This window comes from Streptosporangium sp. NPDC049376 (assembly GCF_044466505.1).
Classification (GTDB): domain Bacteria; phylum Actinomycetota; class Actinomycetes; order Streptosporangiales; family Streptosporangiaceae; genus Streptosporangium.
On record NZ_JBITMT010000017.1, the window covers coordinates 1 to 19,392 of the forward strand.

Annotated in this window: 21 protein-coding genes and 2 pseudogenes; 10 read left to right on the forward strand and 13 right to left on the reverse strand. The window is 69.4% G+C overall.

Annotated features, from left to right (window positions below; genetic code table 11):
• Positions 1-185 (forward strand): annotated as a pseudogene (locus ACIBVQ_RS31360) (hypothetical protein); the annotation flags it as partial.
• A 54-nt stretch (positions 186-239) separates the two neighbouring features.
• On the opposite strand, the gene ACIBVQ_RS31365 reads toward ACIBVQ_RS31360, so the two are convergent.
• From ACIBVQ_RS31365 to ACIBVQ_RS31380, 4 genes are all read right to left on the reverse strand, one after another.
• The gene (locus ACIBVQ_RS31365; RefSeq protein WP_399181837.1) at positions 240-770 is read right to left on the reverse strand and encodes a MarR family winged helix-turn-helix transcriptional regulator; all 531 of its coding nucleotides are present in this window, start codon (positions 768-770) and stop codon (positions 240-242) included.
• Complete coding sequence (locus ACIBVQ_RS31370; RefSeq protein WP_399181839.1) at positions 760-1,482, reverse strand: SDR family NAD(P)-dependent oxidoreductase; 723 nt, start codon at positions 1,480-1,482, stop codon at positions 760-762. Before ACIBVQ_RS31370 ends, ACIBVQ_RS31365 begins: the two co-directional genes overlap by 11 nt.
• Before the next feature lie 167 nt (positions 1,483-1,649).
• Complete coding sequence (locus tag ACIBVQ_RS31375; protein WP_399181841.1) at positions 1,650-2,438, reverse strand: MerR family transcriptional regulator; 789 nt, start codon at positions 2,436-2,438, stop codon at positions 1,650-1,652.
• Between the two features lie 22 nt (positions 2,439-2,460).
• Positions 2,461-3,351, reverse strand: coding sequence for an alpha/beta fold hydrolase (locus tag ACIBVQ_RS31380; RefSeq protein ID WP_399181843.1), 891 nt, complete (start codon positions 3,349-3,351; stop codon positions 2,461-2,463).
• A 17-nt stretch (positions 3,352-3,368) separates the two neighbouring features.
• Here ACIBVQ_RS31380 and ACIBVQ_RS31385 point away from each other — a divergent pair.
• Positions 3,369-3,997: pseudogene (locus ACIBVQ_RS31385) on the forward strand (recombinase family protein).
• Positions 3,949-4,197, forward strand: coding sequence for a hypothetical protein (locus ACIBVQ_RS31390; protein WP_399181845.1), 249 nt, complete (start codon positions 3,949-3,951; stop codon positions 4,195-4,197). The pseudogene ACIBVQ_RS31385 and the gene ACIBVQ_RS31390 overlap by 49 nt, the downstream one beginning before the upstream one ends.
• Before the next feature lie 152 nt (positions 4,198-4,349).
• Here the strand turns inward: ACIBVQ_RS31390 and ACIBVQ_RS31395 are convergent, their stop codons facing one another.
• Together ACIBVQ_RS31395 and ACIBVQ_RS31400 are read right to left on the reverse strand one after the other, a co-directional pair.
• Positions 4,350-4,565 carry a hypothetical protein gene (locus ACIBVQ_RS31395; protein ID WP_399181847.1) on the reverse strand — a complete coding sequence of 72 codons (216 nt, stop codon included), beginning with the start codon at positions 4,563-4,565 and terminating at the stop codon, positions 4,350-4,352.
• Between the two features lie 117 nt (positions 4,566-4,682).
• Positions 4,683-5,081, reverse strand: coding sequence for a VOC family protein (locus tag ACIBVQ_RS31400; protein WP_399181849.1), 399 nt, complete (start codon positions 5,079-5,081; stop codon positions 4,683-4,685).
• A gap of 92 nt (positions 5,082-5,173) precedes the next feature.
• On the opposite strand from ACIBVQ_RS31400, the gene ACIBVQ_RS31405 reads away from it, so the two are divergent.
• On the forward strand, positions 5,174-6,163 hold the full coding sequence (locus ACIBVQ_RS31405) for a helix-turn-helix transcriptional regulator (protein WP_399181851.1): 990 nt from the start codon (positions 5,174-5,176) through the stop codon (positions 6,161-6,163).
• 383 nt (positions 6,164-6,546) lie between these two features.
• Here the strand turns inward: ACIBVQ_RS31405 and ACIBVQ_RS31410 are convergent, their stop codons facing one another.
• From ACIBVQ_RS31410 to ACIBVQ_RS31420, 3 genes are all read right to left on the reverse strand, one after another.
• The gene (locus tag ACIBVQ_RS31410) at positions 6,547-6,699 is read right to left on the reverse strand and encodes a hypothetical protein (RefSeq protein ID WP_399181853.1); all 153 of its coding nucleotides are present in this window, start codon (positions 6,697-6,699) and stop codon (positions 6,547-6,549) included.
• Positions 6,700-7,236: 537 nt separating this feature from the next.
• Positions 7,237-7,638 (reverse strand): nuclear transport factor 2 family protein, encoded by a 402-nt coding sequence (locus tag ACIBVQ_RS31415; protein ID WP_399181854.1) that lies wholly within the window; start codon positions 7,636-7,638, stop codon positions 7,237-7,239.
• Positions 7,635-8,633 (reverse strand): NADP-dependent oxidoreductase, encoded by a 999-nt coding sequence (locus tag ACIBVQ_RS31420; protein ID WP_399181856.1) that lies wholly within the window; start codon positions 8,631-8,633, stop codon positions 7,635-7,637. The genes ACIBVQ_RS31415 and ACIBVQ_RS31420 overlap by 4 nt, the downstream gene beginning before the upstream one ends.
• A gap of 121 nt (positions 8,634-8,754) precedes the next feature.
• Here ACIBVQ_RS31420 and ACIBVQ_RS31425 point away from each other — a divergent pair, with 121 nt between their 5' ends.
• The 3 genes from ACIBVQ_RS31425 (at position 8,755) to ACIBVQ_RS31435 (ending at position 10,537) form a co-directional block, all read left to right on the forward strand.
• The gene (locus ACIBVQ_RS31425; protein WP_399181858.1) at positions 8,755-9,630 is read left to right on the forward strand and encodes a LysR family transcriptional regulator; all 876 of its coding nucleotides are present in this window, start codon (positions 8,755-8,757) and stop codon (positions 9,628-9,630) included.
• A gap of 221 nt (positions 9,631-9,851) precedes the next feature.
• On the forward strand, positions 9,852-10,193 hold the full coding sequence (locus tag ACIBVQ_RS31430) for a hypothetical protein (RefSeq protein WP_399181860.1): 342 nt from the start codon (positions 9,852-9,854) through the stop codon (positions 10,191-10,193).
• Positions 10,190-10,537, forward strand: a complete 348-nt coding sequence (locus ACIBVQ_RS31435; protein ID WP_399181862.1) for a hypothetical protein — start codon at positions 10,190-10,192, stop codon at positions 10,535-10,537. The genes ACIBVQ_RS31430 and ACIBVQ_RS31435 overlap by 4 nt, the downstream gene beginning before the upstream one ends.
• Positions 10,538-10,684: 147 nt before the next feature.
• On the opposite strand, the gene ACIBVQ_RS31440 is transcribed toward ACIBVQ_RS31435, so the two are convergent.
• The gene (locus tag ACIBVQ_RS31440; protein ID WP_399181864.1) at positions 10,685-11,248 is read right to left on the reverse strand and encodes a hypothetical protein; all 564 of its coding nucleotides are present in this window, start codon (positions 11,246-11,248) and stop codon (positions 10,685-10,687) included.
• 359 nt (positions 11,249-11,607) lie between these two features.
• On the opposite strand from ACIBVQ_RS31440, the gene ACIBVQ_RS31445 reads away from it, so the two are divergent.
• Complete coding sequence (locus tag ACIBVQ_RS31445; protein WP_399181866.1) at positions 11,608-12,285, forward strand: hypothetical protein; 678 nt, start codon at positions 11,608-11,610, stop codon at positions 12,283-12,285.
• A gap of 138 nt (positions 12,286-12,423) precedes the next feature.
• Here the strand turns inward: ACIBVQ_RS31445 and ACIBVQ_RS31450 are convergent, their stop codons facing one another.
• On the reverse strand, positions 12,424-12,699 hold the full coding sequence (locus ACIBVQ_RS31450) for a hypothetical protein (protein WP_399181868.1): 276 nt from the start codon (positions 12,697-12,699) through the stop codon (positions 12,424-12,426).
• Positions 12,700-13,092: 393 nt separating this feature from the next.
• On the opposite strand from ACIBVQ_RS31450, the gene ACIBVQ_RS31455 reads away from it, so the two are divergent.
• Both ACIBVQ_RS31455 and ACIBVQ_RS31460 read left to right on the forward strand, forming a co-directional pair.
• Positions 13,093-14,034 carry a PLP-dependent cysteine synthase family protein gene (locus tag ACIBVQ_RS31455; protein WP_399181870.1) on the forward strand — a complete coding sequence of 314 codons (942 nt, stop codon included), beginning with the start codon at positions 13,093-13,095 and terminating at the stop codon, positions 14,032-14,034.
• Positions 14,035-14,244: 210 nt separating this feature from the next.
• A complete protein-coding gene (locus tag ACIBVQ_RS31460) occupies positions 14,245-15,105 on the forward strand; it encodes a TIGR02569 family protein (protein ID WP_399181872.1) in 861 nt (286 codons plus the stop codon).
• 451 nt (positions 15,106-15,556) lie between these two features.
• Here the strand turns inward: ACIBVQ_RS31460 and ACIBVQ_RS31465 are convergent, their stop codons facing one another.
• A complete protein-coding gene (locus tag ACIBVQ_RS31465) occupies positions 15,557-18,757 on the reverse strand; it encodes a S8 family serine peptidase (RefSeq protein ID WP_399181874.1) in 3,201 nt (1,066 codons plus the stop codon).
• Between the two features lie 232 nt (positions 18,758-18,989).
• Complete coding sequence (locus tag ACIBVQ_RS31470; protein WP_399181876.1) at positions 18,990-19,346, reverse strand: hypothetical protein; 357 nt, start codon at positions 19,344-19,346, stop codon at positions 18,990-18,992.
• Positions 19,347-19,392 lie beyond the last annotated feature (46 nt).

Genomic DNA, 19,392 nt, shown 5'->3' on the forward strand with positions numbered 1-19,392 from the left:
GGGCCCGCCGGGCCGCCGCCGAGTACGCGGCCGTGATCGCCAGCGTCGGCCTCGACGCGGGCGAGGCGATCCGCATCGTACAGGCGGCTCTGACGAGCGGTACGGAAACCCGTGCTGAGCTGGATCAGCCCGTCTACTTTGCGGCTCACCGCAGCTTCGGGAGTCCTGAGCCGTGTGAGCCGTAGGGCAGCGGCAGCACGGTCTCAACGAGAGTGTCACCAGCCCAAAAAGTCTGGAGTTCAGTCTCCGACCTGTCCGGTCGGATCCGGGCCGTCGAGTCCGGAGAGCAGTTCACGCAGCAGGTCGGCGAGGAGCTCACGGCGTTCGGGGGCGAGATGGCCGACGAGACGGTCCTCGGTGAGAAGCAGATCGGCGACGACGCGGTCGAGCAGGGCGCCGCCCGCCTCGGTGAGGGTGACCGCGCGCGCGTGGTAGCCCGACCCCACAGCGGTCCGTTCGACCAGCCCGGCCCTGACCGCCCGCTCCACACGCTGGGTGATCGCGCCGCGCGTCACCATGCACGCCCCGGCCAGTTCCCCCGGGCTCATCCGGTACGGCGGGCCGGAGCGCCGCAACGTGGACAGCAGGTCCAGCGTCGCGACGTCCACCCCCAGCGCCGCGAGGGTGCGGCGGCGCTGGTCGCCGAAAACCTTGGCGGCCCACCAGACGCGGGTGACGATCCCGATCGACTCCACCGGAACACCCGGCAGTTCGCGCCGCCAGGCGTCCTGGATGGCATCGGCGCCGTCGCGTGGCGGCTCAGCGGCCACGCTCGGCGCCGCCGTTCACCTGGATGATCTGCGCGGTGACGTGCCCGCTGCCGGACGAGGCGAGCCAGTGCACGGTCTCGGCGATGTCCCCCGGTGTCCCGGCCCTGCCGGTGTGGGTCTGCGTGACGAGCGCCGCGCGGCGTTCCTCGCTCAGGGTGTCGCCGAAGAACTCGGTGTCCTCGACCAGTCCCGGGGCGACCGCGTTCACCGTGATGCCGCGCGGCCCCAGGGCGGCGGCGAGGTCGAATACATACGGGTGCAGGGCCGCCTTCATCGGGCCGTAGGAGGTGCCACCCGAGCCTCGGAAGGCCGCGATCGAGGTGATGAACACGATCCGGCCCGACGGGTTCAGCAGATCGCGGAACGCCTCGGTCGGCAGCACCGCCGTCAGCACGTTGGCCCGGAAGTTGCTCGTCCACCGTTCCGCGACTCCGCCGGACCCGCCGTGCCGTTCGATGTTGCCGCCCGCGTTGTTGACCAGCACGTCGATCACGCCGAAGCGCTCGGCCAGGGCGGCGCGCACCCGTGCGACCTCGGCCGGATCGCTCAGGTCGGCCGCCAGCGCTGTGCCGCCGATCTCCTCCGCGGTCTTCTCCAGTACGCCGGCGCGGCGGCCGGTGATCAGCACCTGGTCTCCGTCCGCCGCGAAGCGCGCCGCGATCGCCTTGCCGATGCCGGTGCCCCCGCCGGTGACCACGATCACACGTGTCATGCCATCCTCCTCAAGTTTAGGCCTAAAGTCAGATTAGCGGAGGAGGGGCAGTCCGTCGCTGGGTTGCTGTTGCGATTGGACCAAGCCGCCCAGCAGTACCCCGCCCGCCATCACCGATAGCTCTCGGACCGCCGCGCTGTGGCGTCTTCCTGTGCGTATTGGCGCTACTAGGGAGTCGTGCCCGGCGTGGAGGTCACGCGCTCCAGCTTGGTCCAGCCCGTCCAGCCTCGCTGCTTCAGCAGTTCGATCAGTCGGCGCGCCGGCGGCACAGTGGCGAACGCCAGCGTGTCCATCAGCTTGACGAGCGGCAGCTCGATATCGATGTCGTCGACATAGTCCTCGCCCCGCTCGTCGGCCATACGCGTGAGATAGGCGGCCAGCTTGTCGGCCAGCTCGATCAGCCGCGGATCGTCGTCGGCCCGGTCAAGAGCCTGGCCCAGGATGAGATAGAAGTCGACCAGCCGCGGATCGTCGAGCTGCCTCCGCTTGCGTGCCATCCACTCCGGGACTCGCTCGGGTGAGTGCGCGGCCAGCGGGATCCAGCCATCACGCTCGGCCTGAACGATCCGCTCGTCGACCCCGAGCGCCCGCATCCGGTCGAGATACTCGACCACTTCCGGGGGCAGGACCAGGCTGTCCCCGGAGGCGAGCCGGGAGATTCGCTCTCGGTGCCGCTGCCTCTCCCGGATCTCCGCCTGCAGCCGCCTGTCGATGTCCGCGACCGCCGCGGCGAACTCCTCCTGCCCGGCCCGTAGCAGCTCCCGCACCCGCGCCAGCGGAACCCCGGCCTCGGCGAGGGTCCGGATCCTGATCAGTTCGATCACGGCGCCGGCGTCGTATCTGCGGTAACCGGAGTTATCCCGTTCAGGCTCCGGCAGCAGCCCCTTGGCGTGGTAGTGCCGCACCGCACGCACCGTCACCCCCGCGTACGACGCCAGCTCGCCGATGGTCACCATCAGACCAGTCTCCAGGAACCGCTCAAGAGATCGCCCGACCGGATGAGACTGATGCATCAAGAATGATCTGCGCGATGTACGGGGCATGGGTGAAGACCAGCTGGTGATCGGTGTCGAGCCAGCTGGTGGCAATGTGCGGATACTCGCGGACAAGCCGCTCGACGCCGGCACGCCAGTTCTGGTTGAACCGCGGCGCAGGCCCTTCGCCGCTGTCGCCGGCCATCGAGGTCGACATGATCATGCTGATGGGCCGGTCGATGTTCCTGTACCGGTCGAGGATCTCGGACCGGATCACGTCGATCTCGATGTTCAGGTCGAGGATCTCCTGGGCGCTGAGCAGCACCTGACGCGCGGTGCCCCGCTCGACCTCCTGCTGAGTCGCCAGGTCCTCCCACATGGCGCGGAACGCCGGCCGGGCTGCCTCGGTGATGAACGGTTCGGGCACCGGGTTCGCCCCGTCGATGAGAACAAGCTTGGCGACGGTGTCAGGGTGCTCGGAGGCATAGTGCACGGCCAGGTCGGCGCCCAGCGAGTAGCCCACCAGTACGGGCGCTGTTGGGAGGCCGAGGTTTCCCAGCTCCGCCATCACCGCGACGAGATCATTGAGGAAGTCCTCGAAGGAGTACCGGTCGGCGGCCGAGGCGAGGCCATGCCCCCGCAGGTCGAAGGTCACCACGTCGTGATCGCGTCTCAGCAGCTCGATCAGCTCGCGCAGGTGGGCCTGGGTCGAGCTTAGGCCAGGGCACAGAACCAGCGGTCGTCCCTGACCGCCGCGAGACACCGGGATTGTGACGCCGTCGTGGTGGATCGTGAAGCGCCGGATCGTCCTGTCGCCTCTCTCCGCCCGCCCTCCATCATTGTTGTGCTCGTCGTACAGCTCGGCGACCTCGATCGCCTTGGTTTCCGTGGTCATGCCACCATGCTGAAAGCTTGACCCTGCGTCAGGGTCAAGCGGCGTGGCAACATGACGCCCATACATCCGCGATCGCCGGCTCGGCTCCTGCCGCAGCCCGCCAAGCCGCCGCCGACTTCCTTGGCTCCGAAACCGCGGTCCTCTCCAAAGCGCTTGTCGGCTATGCCCGGGTCTCTACCTGTGCTCAACGGCTGGACCGGCAGACCCACGCGCTCGAAGCCGCCAGATGCATCCGCATCTTCGCCGACAAGCTGAGCGGCAAGAAACACCGACCGCGAAGAGCTCACCAAGGCCCTGGACCACCTGCGGTCCGGCGACACCCTGGTCGTTCCCTCACTCGACCGGTTCGCCCGCTCCCTGGCCGACCTCATCACGATTGTCACCGAGCCGCGCCGCCTTCCAGTCCCTGAAGGAAGCCCTCAACGCCACCACCCCCGGCGGCCGCCTCGTCTTCCACGTCTTCGCCGCGCTCGCCGAAGTCATCCGCGAGCTCATCGTGGAAGGCACCCATGAGGGTCTGGCCGCCGCCAAGGCTCGCGGCGTCCGACTCGGCCGCCCGCCCGCGATGACCCCGAGCAGGTCCGGAACGCCCGCGCCTTGCTCACCCAGCCCGACGCCACCGTCTCCTCGATCGCCCGGCTGCTGAACGTCAACCGCTCCACGATCTACAAGTACGTGCCCGAACTCGCCACGGGCCGCCCCACCGCCGAACGGCCAACGGTGCGAGCCGAGTTGGAAGCGGGACATTGTTTCCCCAGATCAGCGCCTACTCGGCGGCTAGTGACGCATTGGTTGACGGCACCCCGCCTGGGCGATCCGGCGATCGGGCAGGATCGCCGCCCCTGATCATCGCCGGAAGTTCACATGATCCTGATCCTTTGGACGCTGGCCCCGCCCGGGTGGTTCGGGAAGGTGAAGCTGGTCCACGGGTTGGTCCCGCCCTCGGGCTGCCACCTTCCGTCCCCGTGCCACTGGACACGGTTGTTGCCGGTCCAGACTCAGGACGTTGGTTCCACGACGTCCTCTGTGGTCAGCCGCTGGGGGAAGGTGTCGAGCGGCCCCGGCGGCTGCTTGAGCGTGACACGGTAGTGGCTGCCGAATGTCCGGTTGATCGGCGGTTCCCCGCTCAAGGCGGCGTGCGGCCGCTCGTGGTCGTGTACGTACGACCGGCCTTCCCGGTCACGTTTGGGGGCGTGGGCGGCGTCTGTGCCCACACCGTGGTAGACGCGACCGCCGACGTCCCTCGGGGGGCGGCGCGGTGTTTCGGCACCCCCCGCCGGTGGCTGTTCATTGGGATCTCAGGGCTCCCGGACGAGCGGCCATGCGTGGCGTCAACGTGCGAACTTTTCGATGGCCGCCGGGGTGACGGGGGTGAAGAAGTTGACGAGGTTGCCGTCGGGATCGCGGAACAGCAGCGACCGGTTGCCCCAGGGCATCGTGGTGGGCTCGGTGACGAAGTCGGTGACGAAGCCGGTCAGGTTCTGGTGAACGCGGTCCACGTCGTCGACGAGGAACTCGGTGATCACGCTGTGATTGTCCGCTGAGCGAGCAGAGCCCAGGGCGAACAGTGGAACGGTGCGGGTGCCGGCGATCGCGAGGGTGGCGGTGGGGGTCTTGAGTTCGGCGAAGTCCTCGGTGGCCCACATCGCCGGCACCTCGGTGGCTCGCTCGTAGAACTCGACGAGGCGCGCGACGTCGCCGGTGATGATGCGGATCGAGACGAAGTCCATGGGATCTCCTTGGCTGTGCTGGAGTCGTGCACTCCGCAGGCTAGGAGAAATAGTGGACAGAATCGGTCCTGTATTCGCATTAGGCTGAGAGCATGCCTCGACCCACCGGCCGCGTGCTGACACTCCTGGAGCTGTTGCAGTCGGGCGGCACCCGGACGGTGGCCGAACTCGCCGACCGGCTCGGCGTTGATGGGCGCACCGTGCGGCGGTATGTGGACCAGCTGATCGACCTGGACGTGCCCGTGGAGTCGGTGCGCGGCCGCTACGGCGGGTACCGGCTCGCCCCCGGGTGCCGTCTGCCTCCGCTCATGCTCAGCGACGACGAGGCGCTGGCCGTACTGCTCGGCTTGGTCGCCGGCCTCCGCACCGGGCTGACGACGACGGAGCGCACAGCAAGCGAGACGGCATCGGCCAAGATCCGGCGGGTCCTGCCCACGCACGTCGCCCGCCGGCTCGACACGCTCCTGGAGGCTCTCGCCTTCACGGATCAGCCCGGTGACTTCGACACCCCGGACGCCGGGGTCCTGCTGACCATCGCCGACGCGGTGCGCCACCGCCGACCGGTCTCGATCCGATACACCGATCGCGACGGACGGCGCAGCGAACGCACGCTGCACGCGTACGGGATCGTCGCCCATTCGGGCCGATGGTACGTCACGGGCAAGGACGCCCGGATCGGTGAGGACCGAACCTTCAGGCTCGATCGCATCGTGGACGCGAGGACCCTGCCCGGCTCGTTCGAAGCGCCCGTGGGGCCCGGTTCTGCACAACGTGTGTTGTCAGGGTTCGCCACGGCTGAGTACCGGTATGCGGTGACCTTGCGGATCCACGGGACAGTTGAGCAGATCCGCGCCCACCTTCCCGCCGGCGTGGCACGCCTGGAGGAGTACGAGCCCGGGGCAGGCGAGGATCGGGCGACCGAGCGCTGGCTACGTGCCGAGCTACGGGCGGAGCGGCTGGACTGGTTGCCTCCGGTACTCGCTTCACTCGACCGGCCGTTCGTCATCGAGCGCCCCGATGAACTGCGCGACCTCGTCATCGGGCTCGCCGATCGCCTCGCCTCCCACGCCCGCCAAGCCTGACAGCGAGGAACCGGTGTCATGAGATGGCACATCAGTCATCGATACGCACGTTGACGGTTCGGGCCGCGACCGGCCGCCGGCCGAACGAAGCAGCCGGGGCGTGACGGCACCGACGCGGGCCGTGACTTACAGGGGTCTTTCCCCTTCGCCTTAGGGTCGCACATCCAGTAGCGCGCCACGACGTCGAAGTTCCCGCCTCCGTCGCCCGCGTGCACCCACCGCAGGTCATGATTGGGGTCGGACGGCCACCGTTCGCGCCCGCCCCGAACGATCCACCACCACTACCTCCACGGCGTGCAGATAGTCGACCACCGAGCCCAGACGGCGCGAGTGCCGGCCGTAGCCGCCGGCCGCCACCCCGCCACACCGGCCTCCGGGGATCGTCACCCCCAGCCCAGGTGCAGCGTCCGGTACACCTGCATGAACGTCGTGCCCGCCTCGATCGCGAACGCGCCGTCCTTCTCCACCTGCTGGGCCGAGTCGACCACGTGGAAGTACTCCGGTCTGGTGTCGAACCGCTGGTTCGTCCGGCGCACGGCTAGATCCTCATAACGTGGGTCATCCGGGGCTATACGGACCGGCCCCAGCCGCTGGGCCCACGCCTTTAACGGCATGCCGAGGCCCAGCGCCGTCGTTCCGCCGAGACTGCCGCTCCGCCCACGAATCCGCGGCGGGTCACCTCACTCATGATCAGCCCCTCCTGCTCGCAACCGAAATCCGTGCGATGGCAACGCTAGAAGCGTGATCGCTGAACGGAGAATCGCCTTGGCACCCGTCTGAGATGGGAGACAGCCCCAGTGAGCCGTCTTCCGGTCGCCGTGCAGGAGCGGCTCCAGTTGCGCGCGTCGCACCGTCCGGTCCTCGACGGCCGAGGTGAGGTACTCGTCGAAGGATCTGTCCCCGAGCGCCTGGTCGATCTGTCTGGGGCAGCCGAGCCTGCCGGCGCTCAACAGCGCATCGACCGGCTGATCATTTCCCTGCCAGGGCCGTGCCGTTCGTCGTCGGCCCGAATCGGTACCCGGGCGCCGTCGGCGGGCGTTCGATGATCGCCGGGCGCGATACCTGGCCTCGCCCTATAAGGCGTTGTCCAGCGTCAGGGTGAGCTCGGCGATCCGCCGCCTACCGCCGGATCGTCGCAGGCCGAACGTGTAGACCCCGGTCGAGATCATCTGGACGCTCTCGCCGGTGTTCCTCGTCTGCAGCAGATAGGCCCGCACCTCGGCGGTGGCGGCGTCCGTCGTCGTGACCACGACGTCACCCAGGTGGTGCCGCACCCTTCCGGTCTGGGCCGTATGCCCGTCACGGATGAAGTCGAGCACCGCCGCGCGTCCGGCGACCGGGCCGAGCACCCCCTGTCCGGGCATCGTGAAGGTCCAGGTGGTGTCCTCGGTCATGACCGCTTCCAGTTCGGCCGCATTCAGCTCGTCCAGGGCCTGGGCGTAGCGCGCCACCGCCTGCTGGAGGTCGGCGATCACGAGAACACCGTCAGCACGATCTTGCCCTGGATGTGGCCCTGCGCGGCTCGTGTGTGTGCGCTGCCCGCTTCGGAAAGCGGGTAGGTGCTGTCCACCCCGACCTGGAGCTTGCCCTCGTTGAACAGGCGCCCGATCTCGGCGAGCTGGGGGCCGTTGGAACGCACCTGAATGTTCGAGACGGTGATGCCAAGACGCGCCGTCTCTTCCGGATCGTACTGGGCGAAGAACACCGGAAGCATGGTGCCGCCGCGCTTGAGCACGGTCAGGAAACGTGAACTGTCCGGGCCGCCGACGGTGTCGATCACCAAGTCGACGCCGCTGACCACGTCCGCGACCCGCGTCGTGGTGTAGTCGACGAACTCATCGGCGCCGAGCTTGCGCAGGAACTGCTCGTGCCGTCCCGAGGCCACCGCGACGACGTGTGCCCCCTTCCACTTCGCCAGCTGCACCGCGAAATGACCCACTCCCCCAGCGGCCCCGTTGACCAGCACGGTCATCTCTGGCGTGATCGCCACCGGCTGGTGCACCTGGCCGGTGAAGGGAGACGGCACGTCGTGGCCGAGATCGACCAGGTACTGCCAGGCCGTCAGCAGGGCCATCGGCGCACCGGCCGCCTCAACGTAGTCGATACCGGCCGGCTTGTGAGCCAGGTCGGAAGCCGGAGCGGCCACGTACTCGGCGTACGTCCGGCCGCCGAATCCCGGGAACCGCAGCATGCCGAAGACCTCGTCACCGACGGCGAACCCGGACACGTCCGGAGCGACCGCCTGAACCACGCCCGACATGTCCGTTCCGGGGATGAGGGGGAACTCCAGCACCGGCCTCATCTCGGCCGGCATGACCTCCATCCCCTCACGCAGGTACCAGTCCGGCGGGTTGATGCCCGCCGCGTGCACCCGGACGAGCACCTCGCCCGGGCCGATCTCGGGAACCGGCACCTCGTCGTACCGCAGAACTTCCGGCCCGCCCGCCTCGTGGAACTGGATCGCCTTCATCGCGCCTATCGCTTTCTCAGGGAAACGTTGCTCCTTCAGTCAAAGCCGTGGACGGCATGGCCGTCCAAGACCCCTTCGGCAACCGGTCATTCCGAAACAGCATGACGCGTACCCTGTGACGGTGAACGATCTCGGGCAGGACCTGGAACTGCGGCTGGTGCGCTACTTCACCGTGGTGGCGGCGCACCAGCACTTCGGCCGGGCCGCCGCCGATCTGCACGTAGCCCAGCCGGCGCTGAGCCGCCAGATTCAGCGGCTTGAGAGATATCTCGGCACACGACTGCTGGACCGCACCTCCCGGGGCACCCGGCTCACTCCGGCCGGCCAGACATTCCTCCCCCGGGCCCACGCCCTGCTGCAGGCCGCCCGCCAGGCCGAACTGGCCGTGCGTGAACAAGCCCAGACCGAACGGATCACCATCGGTTACGTCGAAGACCTGGTGATCACCACCACCGTACGGGAACTGCGCCACCGTCACCCGGACGCCGAGATCGCCACCCGGCATCTGAGCTGCCGCGACGTCGGCGCACTGTCCGACAAGCGCGTCGACGCCCTGATCGCACGGACCCCGTTGCCGCTCGCCGCCGACGACGTGTTCACCACCCCGCTGTACGAGGAGCCCCGGATGCTCGTGGTCCCCCGCGGCCATCCCTTGGCCGACCGCGCGTCGGTGACCGCGGAAGAACTGGCCGACGAAGAGACGGCGCCGTGCGCGTTCGAGACCGCGGACTGGACGTCCTACCGGATCCTCGGGGCCGGCGTGCCGCCGATCGAGAGCTACGAGGACAAGCTCGAACTCGTCGCCGGTGGCAGGGCGATCGCCGTCCTACCGGTCGGAGATCGGCGCAGTTCACTGCGTCCCGACCTCGTCACCGTCCCGATCGAGGGTGCTCCCCCCAGCCAGGTTGTCCTGGTCAGCCGCAAGGGCGACCCGAATCCAATGATCAAGAGTCTCCGGCTGGCCGCAAAGGCCATCCTGGCCGCCCCGCCATCCTGACCGGACCAGGCCGGGCGATGGCCATGGGCGGCAGGTCTATCACGGCCTCCGAGCGCAGGCCCGCCGGTCACGGTGTTCATCGACGCGGCCGGGTCCGAACAGGTAGGCACCTCCCACGCCAGCCGAGTGAGATCCGCCCGGGCGCCACCGCAGGGCCAAGGCGACGCCGTGCCCGCCGAAGAAGAAGCCAGACACCTCGGCGGGCGACTGGCGCGGCCCTGGTGCTGCTCGGCTACGCCACCGCCGCCCACTCCTCGGAACTGGCCGCGCTGAACATCGGCGACGTCGCCGAGACCGCCGAGGGGCTGGTGGTCACCGTCTACCGGCGCAAGATCAAGAAGTACACCGAGACGGCCGTGCCGTACGGGTTCAACCCGGCCACCTACCCGGTGCGAGCCACCCGCACCCTGCTGGCCGCGCTCGCCGAGCACGGCCGCACGACGGGGCCGCTGCTGGTGCGCATCGACCGGCACGACGGCTGGGCGGATGCTCCCGCGCCCTGCTGGGGTATCTGGAAGATGCCGATCAATGGACCGACAATCCGGTGGTGGGGCTGTAGATGAGTGACGAGCCGGACCTGTACGCCGCCCTGGCGACGATCGCCGCGGCGGCGCGGGCCGCCTACGCCGACGGCTCGAACCTGCGGGTCCGGTCGTCAGGCATCGTGCACGAGGTCGCCATGACGAAGTGGTTCGCCGACGAACGCATGCCCGGCCCGGCCTGCATGGTCGGCGTCAGCGGCTGGGACCCCGGCGCGGCCCACCCCGACCGCGGGCCGGTCACCTGCCGCCGATGCCTGAAACTCACCGGAACCGAACCGCCCGGTGAGCAACTGCAGCTGTTCGGCGCCGACGAGCAGGACGCGTCCGCAGATGGTGGGGGCGGGGCGACGGAGGCCACAGCTTGATCTGCTGGTTACAGGCAGGGTCGCCCGGTCAAGCCTTCTCGTCTGGCGCGTCAACCGGTCCGGGCTCGTCAGCCGCGTCTGCGACCAGATAATCCTCGCCATCGGACGTCATCTCCAGGCGCCATCCATCCGGCCACAGGTGACCGTTTACGGGAGCAGCCGTCGCGTCGAAGAATTCGACACCTTGGGGAAAGGCCGCCATGTGGAACACGGCAACGTCGGTGAAGCCCAGTACGAGCAAGACAGTGCGGCCCGGTGCGAGGAAGACGACCCGCCCGGGCACCAGGTAAGGGTTGGGGCGTACAGGTGTCCCAGGCTGGCGTCGTAGCCCCAGGTGCTGTAGTGATCCCAGCCCGGCATGGTGAACGCCTGGATGGCGCCGATTGGCGCATCGGCGGGCTGCGCCGCGGCGGTGGGGGCGCGGCCGGTGCAGGAGGGGCCGTAGACGATCTCCCATACGCCGTCGCTGTGTTCGAGCACGTCCATCCGGACCGTGTTCTTCATCGTGCGTGGCAGGTGCCGAAACTCTTGGGCGCTCATCTTCGCCTCGACGGCAGGCCTCGGGATGTCGGCGTCGCGCAACTCCAGTCCCATCACCGGCCGCTCCTGGTTCCAGGTGTTGGTGCGTTCGGCCAGCAGCAGTAACACGCGTTCGACGGTCGGATCGGCGAGCTGGAGTCCCTGAACGTAGGCGATGGCGTGTTTGCTCACGTGCCCTTCCCTTCGGCCGACGGACAAACAGGTGGCGCAAAGCGGCCTTCTCGGTGTCGAGATGCGCCTACGACACCACCCCAACAGCAAACGCCCGCTGCCGACCGCGCAGAGGGGTTTTCCTGAGTTTCGCAGCGCTTTACGCACGGGCGCGCGAGCCCCTACCGGCCGACCGGCGTCTGCAGGGTGAGCAGCCCCTCGTCGAAGGCGAGCCGGAGCGCAGATCCCCGCGGATTGGCGTTCCGTGAGGCGTTTCAGTGAGAATGCGGGAATGGATCTTGCGCCCGATCTCTGCGCGCACGGCAGGAGACAACCACTCGCGCAAAACCGCGTGTCCGGCGCACCGGAAGGTGGTGGCGATGGCTGAGTTGATCGATCTGGTGTACACCACTGCCGGCGGCATCGTGGGCGCCGCGGTGACCACGTATCTGTCGCGTAACCATGAGCGGCGCCATCTGCGCGCCGAAGTGCAGCAGCGGCTGCAGCGCGTCGCCGCGGTACGGGCCGGCGTCCGCGACATCGCACCGAGGGGGGCCGGGAACGGGCGAGGGGGTCGGTACGTGGCGGGCAAACGCCTGCTCGTCTCAGACCACTTCAGGCTGTCGGTGCTCCTTGAGGACGGCATGGACGCCGAACGCGCGCTGCGCGAAGCACTCGATGGCCTCGTCGTGAGCGCGCTGTCGGCAGGTGTGCCCCGCAGAGTTCTGGATTTCGCGGGCGGCGGTGAGGAACAGGCGTTCCAGGGCGAGGTCTTACGCCTCATCGACTCTCGCCTCGGCGGCGCCCTGGATGAGGCGAGCCTTGATGCGCTTGTCACTGCTGGCGATGACTACCTGGAGGCGACCACCCAGCTGCTCCTGCAGGCGCTCTGGCACCCATGGCGGAGCCGGCTGCGCATGCGCGCCCGGTTGCGCGCCCTGCGCGCTCAGGCAAAGGCCCTGCACCGGCGTCAGCAGGCTGCCATGGCCATCCTGGCCGGGCCCGAGCACACCCACGCTCTCGACCAGGCCCTCACGCTCAGCCCTGACCGGGCTTGAGCCCACGACGGTCCCGGTCGCCTGCGGCCGCCGATGCGGTGCGGGCACCGCACGAGGGACTTGCCCGCGGGCGGCACCGACGGCTTGCCTGTGTCCCCGGGCCGGGGCGAGCGCAGGAACGGCGGCGAACGGATGCGGCTACCGGTGAACCGGCGCCTGCACGGTGAGCAGGGCTTCATCGAAGGTGAACTGGAACAGCTCCCCCAGCCGCACCGTCACCCAATCCTCGCCCGCCGGTGCGGCGCTGGTCTCGGCGTCGACGGCCGTCTCCAGCAGTCCCTGCAGCAGGGCGTGCGCGTGGCCGAGCGGATACCTGTTCACCCCTGCCCTGCGCGTCGTCTTGGTCCACCGGCGCGGCAACTGGAGCATCCCGTCCCGGACTGCTTGCGCCTGGGCGGCCATACCACCCAGCAACGCTGGCCTTCCTCATCCAGCAGCGCGTCGGCGACCACCGCATCACCCTGGTCGACGACGCCGTGGCGCGGTTCCCACACATGAAGAACGCGACCGACTGACCACGACGACGATCGGCCTCGGCCAGGAACCAGAGAACCTGGTCGGGGCCGCGTCGACTCCGGCACTCGTCAAGCCGTAGCGTGATCGACCCCTCGTTAAGACCGTGTCCTATGTGGTGAGTCGGACGTTCATCTGCGCCTGGGCCGAACGGGCAACCGCGACAGTCATTTCAGGGCGGAGCACACGGATCCCCTGACCCGCTCGCCGGTGGCGAACAGGCGCGGTCTTCCGAACCGCGCCTGACATGGTGGGGTGGTGAATTGGAACACGCGAGCGCTCGATGTGCTGGCGGTGGGTGAACCCACCCCGCTGATCGACTTGCCGATATCGGCGCCCGGGATCAGGCTGCTGCTGAAGGACGAGTCCGCGCAACCGACGGGGAGCCTACGGTACCGGCACGCCAGGGCGCTGTTCCGCCAGGCCGTGCTCGACGGTTCGGTCACCGAGGGCGTGACCGTGGTGGAGGCGACCGGCGGCAACGCGGCCGTGGCCCAGGCGTGGTTCGCGCGGCGGCTCGGGCTGCCGTACATCGTGGTCATGCCGGGCGAGCGCAGTCAGGCGCGGGCGCGGGCGGTGGAGGAACTGGGCGGGGAATGCCGATTCGTGACGCCGCCGCCGGCGATCTACGAGGCCGCCCGGGAGATCGACGGGCACTTCCTGGACCAGTTCGGGCGGGCCGCGCCGCACGACCTGGCGGAGGAGCTGTTCGGACAGGTGCGGCCGGACTGGGTGGTGACGGGTGCGAGCACCGGAGCGACCTCGGCCGCCCTCGGCCAGTGGATCCGGGCCCACGGTGCGGACTGCCGGGTCGCGGTGGCGGATCCCGAGAATTCGGCCTACTTCCCAGGATGGACCCTCGACGTACCCGACTACGGCACCGGGATGCCCTCGCGGATCGAGGGCATCGGACGCCCACGCGTCGAGCCCGGCTTCCGGCCCGACCTCGTGGACCTGGTCGTCCCCGTGCCCGACGCGGCCGGTCTGGCGGCGGCCCGGCACATCCGCGAGGTGACCGGGCTGCCGGTTGGCGCCTCCTCGGGCACCGCGTTGTGGGCGGCGCTGGAACTGGTGGAGCGCATGCGGGCCAGGGGCGAGACCGGCACGGTGGTGTCGCTGATCGGCGACGCGGCCGATCGGCATCTGGCGACCTGTCATGACGACGGGTGGGCCGCCGGGAAAGGGCTGGACGTCGGACAGCACATGGGCACCCTGAGGCGGCGCACCAGCTTGTGACGCCTCGACGTACGGGGTCTACGGCCTCGCGTAGCCACCGGCGTCGCCCCGGGTACCTGCTGTGACCGGAGGTGCGAGCTGAACTTGACCGATCGGCCTTGCGCCTGCCGAAGTTCCTCCGCACTCCGCCCAACCGATCAACCGGACGCCTCACGGCGTATGCCGAAATCCAGGTGTCCGACGAGTTGGCGATCCGGCACTCTGCCCGCTATGACCTTGAGAACGACGACCGAACCCCCCGCAGGCGTGCTCGCAGCCTTCCGTCTGGCGGGAGCACCCCGCCCGCTTGCTGGTGGCCAGGGGCAGAGCTTCCGCGTCGGGAACGCGGTCTTGAAGCCGGTGGACACCATGGAGGAGGCCGAATGGTGCGCAGAGGTGTTCGCGGGCCTGACTTCCACGTCTGAGTTTCGAGTTCCCCGGCCCTGTCGTGCAGATGACGGAAGCTACGTCGTAGCCGGGTGGGCGGCCTTCGAGTTCGTGGACGGCCAAGCGGGGCCGGCCGGCGAGTGGGCGACGCTGATAGCCGCGGGCAGGGCCTTTCACCGGGCCTTGCGTCATCTGCCCCGGCCCGGCCTGCTTGACCGGCGCCAGCATCCCTGGGCGGTAGCCGACCGCATCGCGTGGGGCGAGATCAGTTCGGTGACATCGGCTCACACCAACGGGCTGCTGGCGACGTTGCAGGATCTCCAGCGTCCCGTGGACGCGCCCAGCCAGCTCGTGCACGGGGACCTTACGGGGAATGTGCTGTTGATGTCCGGGCGACCGCCTGCTGTGATCGACTTCTCGCCGTATTGGCGGCCGGCTGGGTATGCCGAGGCCATCGTCGTCGCCGACGGCCTCCTCTATCACCGTGCGGAGCCTGAACTCGTCGACAGGGTGCTTCCCGGCCGCGATGGGCTCCAGATGCTTGTCAGGGCTCTGACCTTCCGGTTGGCCACCGCGGCCCTCTTCGAAGGCCCGAGCGGGACGCTCCCTCAAGAGGAATTGGCGCGCTTCGCACGTGTGACCCGCCTGGTGGCGGAACGGATTCACACAGATCATCACTTCGGCATCGGCCTTCGGGGAGCCTGAGTACAGAAATTAGCGGTAGAGGCTGCCACCTGCGGAAACGCTTGATCATGACCAGATGGAACGTTAACTCTGTCCGGTCTTTCAAATCACATCCGCCCAGGTCAATGCTCTGGGACGTCCGAACGCCATGATTCGGCCACTGCCCCACCCTGGTCGTCCACAGCCGTAACCACTCCGGCGGCCACCCGCAGCCCGGGCCCTCTGACCAGCTCGGACGCTCTACTTTGCGTCTGGTGACACCGACCCGAGCGCCGGGCCTGGACGGGTGAGTCCGCGCCGGGGGAACCGACGGGGTACGGCCCGTCTCGGCGACCGCCCCGGGCGCCGGGGCCGAGTACGAGACCTGGCCCGGAGAAGTGTCCGCCCGGCATCCTGTGACCGTCCGCGGAGGGAGAGAACGGCGTGCCCGGGACTCCGCATCCGAGTCCCGGGCACGCCGTTTTCAGGGGGCTCAGCCGACGGCGTAGGCGCGGGTGATCGTCTGCGTGACGCCGTCGCCGGCGGAGTCTGTCACCGTGGCGCGCAGTGAGACGAATCCCGGCGTGCCGGGGTTCGTCAGAAGGGCCGTCCACCCCGCCCGGGAGGGGATCGCGGGAACCGGACGCCAGGTCGCGCCGTCGTCGAAGGACGCCTCCAGCTTGATCGACCTCACCTCGGCCCCGGGAGCTCCGGGGTTCCTCTCGACCCAGACGGGCAACCGGGTCAGCGACCGCGGCCTGGCCCGGTTGAGGTCGTCGAGGCCGGCCGGCGCGTAGCGTACGGCCATCAGGGGCAGCGGTCGCGGCGTGGCCGTACCGGCCGAGTGGAACGTCCAGACCGCGTCCACCGCGGTGGACAGCGTCGCGTTCGGCACCTGCCTGCGTGCCGCGGCGGTGAGGGTGTAGACGGCGGCGTCCGGGGGGAGCTTCGCCGTCAGGCAGTTCCTCACCCGAACCGCGCAGTCCGCCAGGTCGGCCCTGGCGACCACCTTGGTGTCCCGGGTCAGGGTGACGTCGCCGGTGATGGAGGCGTCGGTGCCGGTCCGCCCGGCCACGCCGTCGGTGAACAGACCGCCGGGGAAGAAGGTCAGCTCATCGCCCGTCCGGGCGCCGCCGGAGGTCGCGAACGCGGGACCGGTCACCGCGGGATTCCACAGCTCGCGGTGAGGTCCGCCCGCCGGGTACCGGTCGGTGCCCGTCGTCGAGAGGGTGCCGGACCGCAACTGAGAGTCCCAGACGAACCCGGGGGTGCGGTAGTGGGTCATGGTGCCGGGCAGGTTGACGTCACGCGTCGGATACACGATCGATGAGCCGGACTCGGGGAAGAGGGGGCCCAGGGCGATCTCTCCCTTGGCGGCCACACCGGACGCCCGGTAGGTCGCGGTCACCTTGACGAGGTCACTCGTGCGCGCGGTGTAGGAGGGATCGTCCGGGATGCCGCCGGTGCGATGGTCGACGAGGTCGTAGCGGTACGGACTGGGAACGGTGTCCTTCCTGTGCCATACGGTCCTGGTCCTGTAGCTCAGTCCGGCCTGGCGGCTCGGAAGCACGAAGAAGGACCGGTTGGGGTCGGCCCAGGCGATCCACGCGAAGTTCCAGGACCCGTTGGCCAGGGCGAACTCCAGGACCTGGTCGGGTACGGCCGTCGGCTCGTCCAGCGAGAACCGGACCTGCTTGCCCTGGCGCGCGTCCAGTGCGATCCGCCGGTCGTCGTCGAGCTTCACCGGCACGTGCGCGGTCGTGATCGCGATCGTGGACTCGGTCACCACCTCCGCGTAGAGATTCCACTCCCCTTCGGGTAGCCGGACCTTGGCCGCCCCGTCCCTGAAGGGCAGATACTCCTGGGCGCCGGTCTTGAGGTTGTACATGTGCCCCTGGACGACGGCGGAGCCGCCGTCGAGACCGGTCGCGGTGATGGTCACGTCGTGGGACTTCGGCTCCACGTACGCGCCCGCCAGGGTGCGCAGGACGGTGCCGCCCGATGTGGCCGTGATGATTCCGGGGTAGTCTCCCGGCGCCTTCCCCTCGGCGTCGATTGTGAGGGTGAGCGAGGACTCTCCTCCGGCGGGCACCTCAAGCCGCTGGACCGGCAGCTTCAGTACGTCGACGTCCGTGGTGAGGTCCAGGGTGACCGGGACGTCGCCGGAGTTGGCGTAGGTGAGGGTCCTGGTCGTCTTCCGGCTGCCGGACTCCTGCCAGGGGAAGACCACCCAGAGATCGGCCGATGGCGACACGACCGGCTGCGCCAGCGCGCGGACCAGGTCCACCCGCCCGGTGCCCTGCTCATACGGCGTGGCGCCCGCGGTGGGCGCGGCGGTGCCGGTCAGCGCCGCCTTGAGCTGTTCGCCGTTCCAGTCGGGGTGGCGCTGGGCGAGGATCGCGGCGGCCCCCGCCACGTGCGGGGCGGCCATTGAGGTGCCGCTGTGCGCGGCGTAGGGGCCCTCGGCGGTGCCCTCGGCCGCCGCAGCCACGATGTCGACGCCGGGGGCGGTGAGGTCCGGCTTGATCGCGTGGTCGCCCACCCGGGGGCCGCGGCTGGAGAACTCGGCGATCTGGTCCGCCCGATCGACGGCCCCGACGGTCAGAGCCGCCTCAGCACTGCCCGGGCTGCTCACCTTGCCGAGCCTGCCTTCGTTCCCCGCGGACATGACGAACAGCGCGCCGGTCCGGGCCGACAGCGTGTTCACCGCCTCCTCCAGGACGTCGATGTCCGGTGTGTCCTGCCCGCCGATGCTCACGTTGATGATCTTGGCCTTGACCTCGGAGACGGCCCATTCCATGCCCGCCAGCAGGGCGGAGTCGGTCACCCCGTTCTCGTCCCCCACCTTTCCGAGGGCGATCTTGGCATCCGGCGCCACACCCCGGTACTTCTCGCCGGCCCCCGCGATGATCGAGGCGACGTGTGTGCCGTGGCCCTCACCGTCTCGCATGTCGGGGGCGTCGCTGAAGTTCCGCGCCTGGGTGACCACGCCCTTCAGGTCCGGATGGTCGGTGTCGTAGCCGCTGTCGAGCACGGCCACCGTGACGCCCTTGCCGGTCAGGCCCTGCTTCCACGCCTCCGGGGCGCCGATCTGCTTGACGCTCCGGTCGAGGCTGAACGAGCGGCGGCCGTCGAGCCAGAGTCTGGTCCTGCCCGCGGCCAGGGCCCGGGGGCCGCCGATCAGGTCCTTCCAGGTCTCGCCGGCGTGTGCCTTGGGGAGGCGCAGGGCCGTCATGCCGAGATCGGCCAGCTGCCTGGTCTGCCGCGCGGCTCGCGGGGCGGGCGCGAGTCCCTGGGCCGACTGCGCGATCACCGGGATGTCGGTCCTGTCCGCATCGCCGTACCGCCATTCAAGAAGCTGGGTGACGTCGAACAGCCGTTCGTCCAGCACTCCCTCGGCCACCAGCGGCATCGCGTCTGAGGGGAGGACGAAGAGATGGCCGCCGCGGCGCTGTACGGCGTAGCGCACCTTCCTGCCGGGCCCCGGCTCCACCCGGTGACTCCTGCCGGTCACGACGACGCGGTCGCCGGTCACCAGGGTCACGCTGCCGGTCTGCTGTGCCGTCCCCCGCGCCTCCTGTGTCGTCCGCCCTTCTCCTACGACGTTCTCCCCTTGGGGAACGGGATCCTGGACAACCGTGACGCCGACCGCCACGGTCAGAATCGCGGCCGTCAAGCCACTGCCCAAGCTCATGCGCACCTCTCGATTCAAAGGAAATGGATCATCCGCTTCCCTTGGGCAGTTGGCCGCATTTGGTTACAGGCCTCCCCGGCCGCCGCCGAGCACGTCCGCACCCGGCGCGCCCACGGCGCCGGATCCCGTGGTGGGACAGGGGGTCACGCGAGGTGCCGTTCCGCCGCTCCCGCGTAGGAGCTGAGCGGCCGGATCAGACAGTCGGCTGCCAGTTGCTCGTCGATGTGGGCCATCACGAAGATCGGGGTGAACGTCGGGATTTCGGCGTCCTCCAGATACCCCAGCAGGGCGCGGGAGCCATCCGCCCAGCCGCCGTGGCGGCTTGGGCGACGTCGTCGGCCTCACGCAGCGCCCCGTGCACGGCGGCCGCGTCGCCGACGTGTCCGGCGCGGGTGGCCTCGACCATGAAGGACATGCCTTTGAGCAGCGTCCGCATCGCCTCGGTGTAGCCGTGGGCGTCGCGGGCCTTGCGGCTTTGGTTCATCGCCGGGCCCAGCGTCGTACGGGTCTGCTCCAGCAGCCGCTCCAGGTCGGGCAGCGCGGTCAAAAGCGCCGCGCTGGGGCGAGGGGTAGCTGGGGTGGGGTTCACCGGTCGTCTCCTACGGCGGGGGGCGGATACTGGCGGGGGCTACCAG

Bases quoted from the DNA above. Each gene is read 5' to 3' on its own strand.
- ACIBVQ_RS31435 (WP_399181862.1), top strand. From the start codon at position 10,190: ATGAGTGACGAGCCGGACCTGTACGCCGCCCTGGCGACGATCGCCGCG.
- ACIBVQ_RS31370 (WP_399181839.1), bottom strand. From the start codon at position 1,482: ATGACACGTGTGATCGTGGTCACCGGCGGGGGCACCGGCATCGGCAAG.
- ACIBVQ_RS31405 (WP_399181851.1), top strand. From the start codon at position 5,174: ATGCCTCGACCCACCGGCCGCGTGCTGACACTCCTGGAGCTGTTGCAG.
- ACIBVQ_RS31465 (WP_399181874.1), bottom strand. From the start codon at position 18,757: ATGAGCTTGGGCAGTGGCTTGACGGCCGCGATTCTGACCGTGGCGGTC.
- ACIBVQ_RS31375 (WP_399181841.1), bottom strand. From the start codon at position 2,438: ATGGTGACCATCGGCGAGCTGGCGTCGTACGCGGGGGTGACGGTGCGT.
- ACIBVQ_RS31460 (WP_399181872.1), top strand. From the start codon at position 14,245: ATGACCTTGAGAACGACGACCGAACCCCCCGCAGGCGTGCTCGCAGCC.
- ACIBVQ_RS31445 (WP_399181866.1), top strand. From the start codon at position 11,608: ATGGCTGAGTTGATCGATCTGGTGTACACCACTGCCGGCGGCATCGTG.
- ACIBVQ_RS31400 (WP_399181849.1), bottom strand. From the start codon at position 5,081: ATGGACTTCGTCTCGATCCGCATCATCACCGGCGACGTCGCGCGCCTC.
- ACIBVQ_RS31420 (WP_399181856.1), bottom strand. From the start codon at position 8,633: ATGAAGGCGATCCAGTTCCACGAGGCGGGCGGGCCGGAAGTTCTGCGG.
- ACIBVQ_RS31380 (WP_399181843.1), bottom strand. From the start codon at position 3,351: ATGACCACGGAAACCAAGGCGATCGAGGTCGCCGAGCTGTACGACGAG.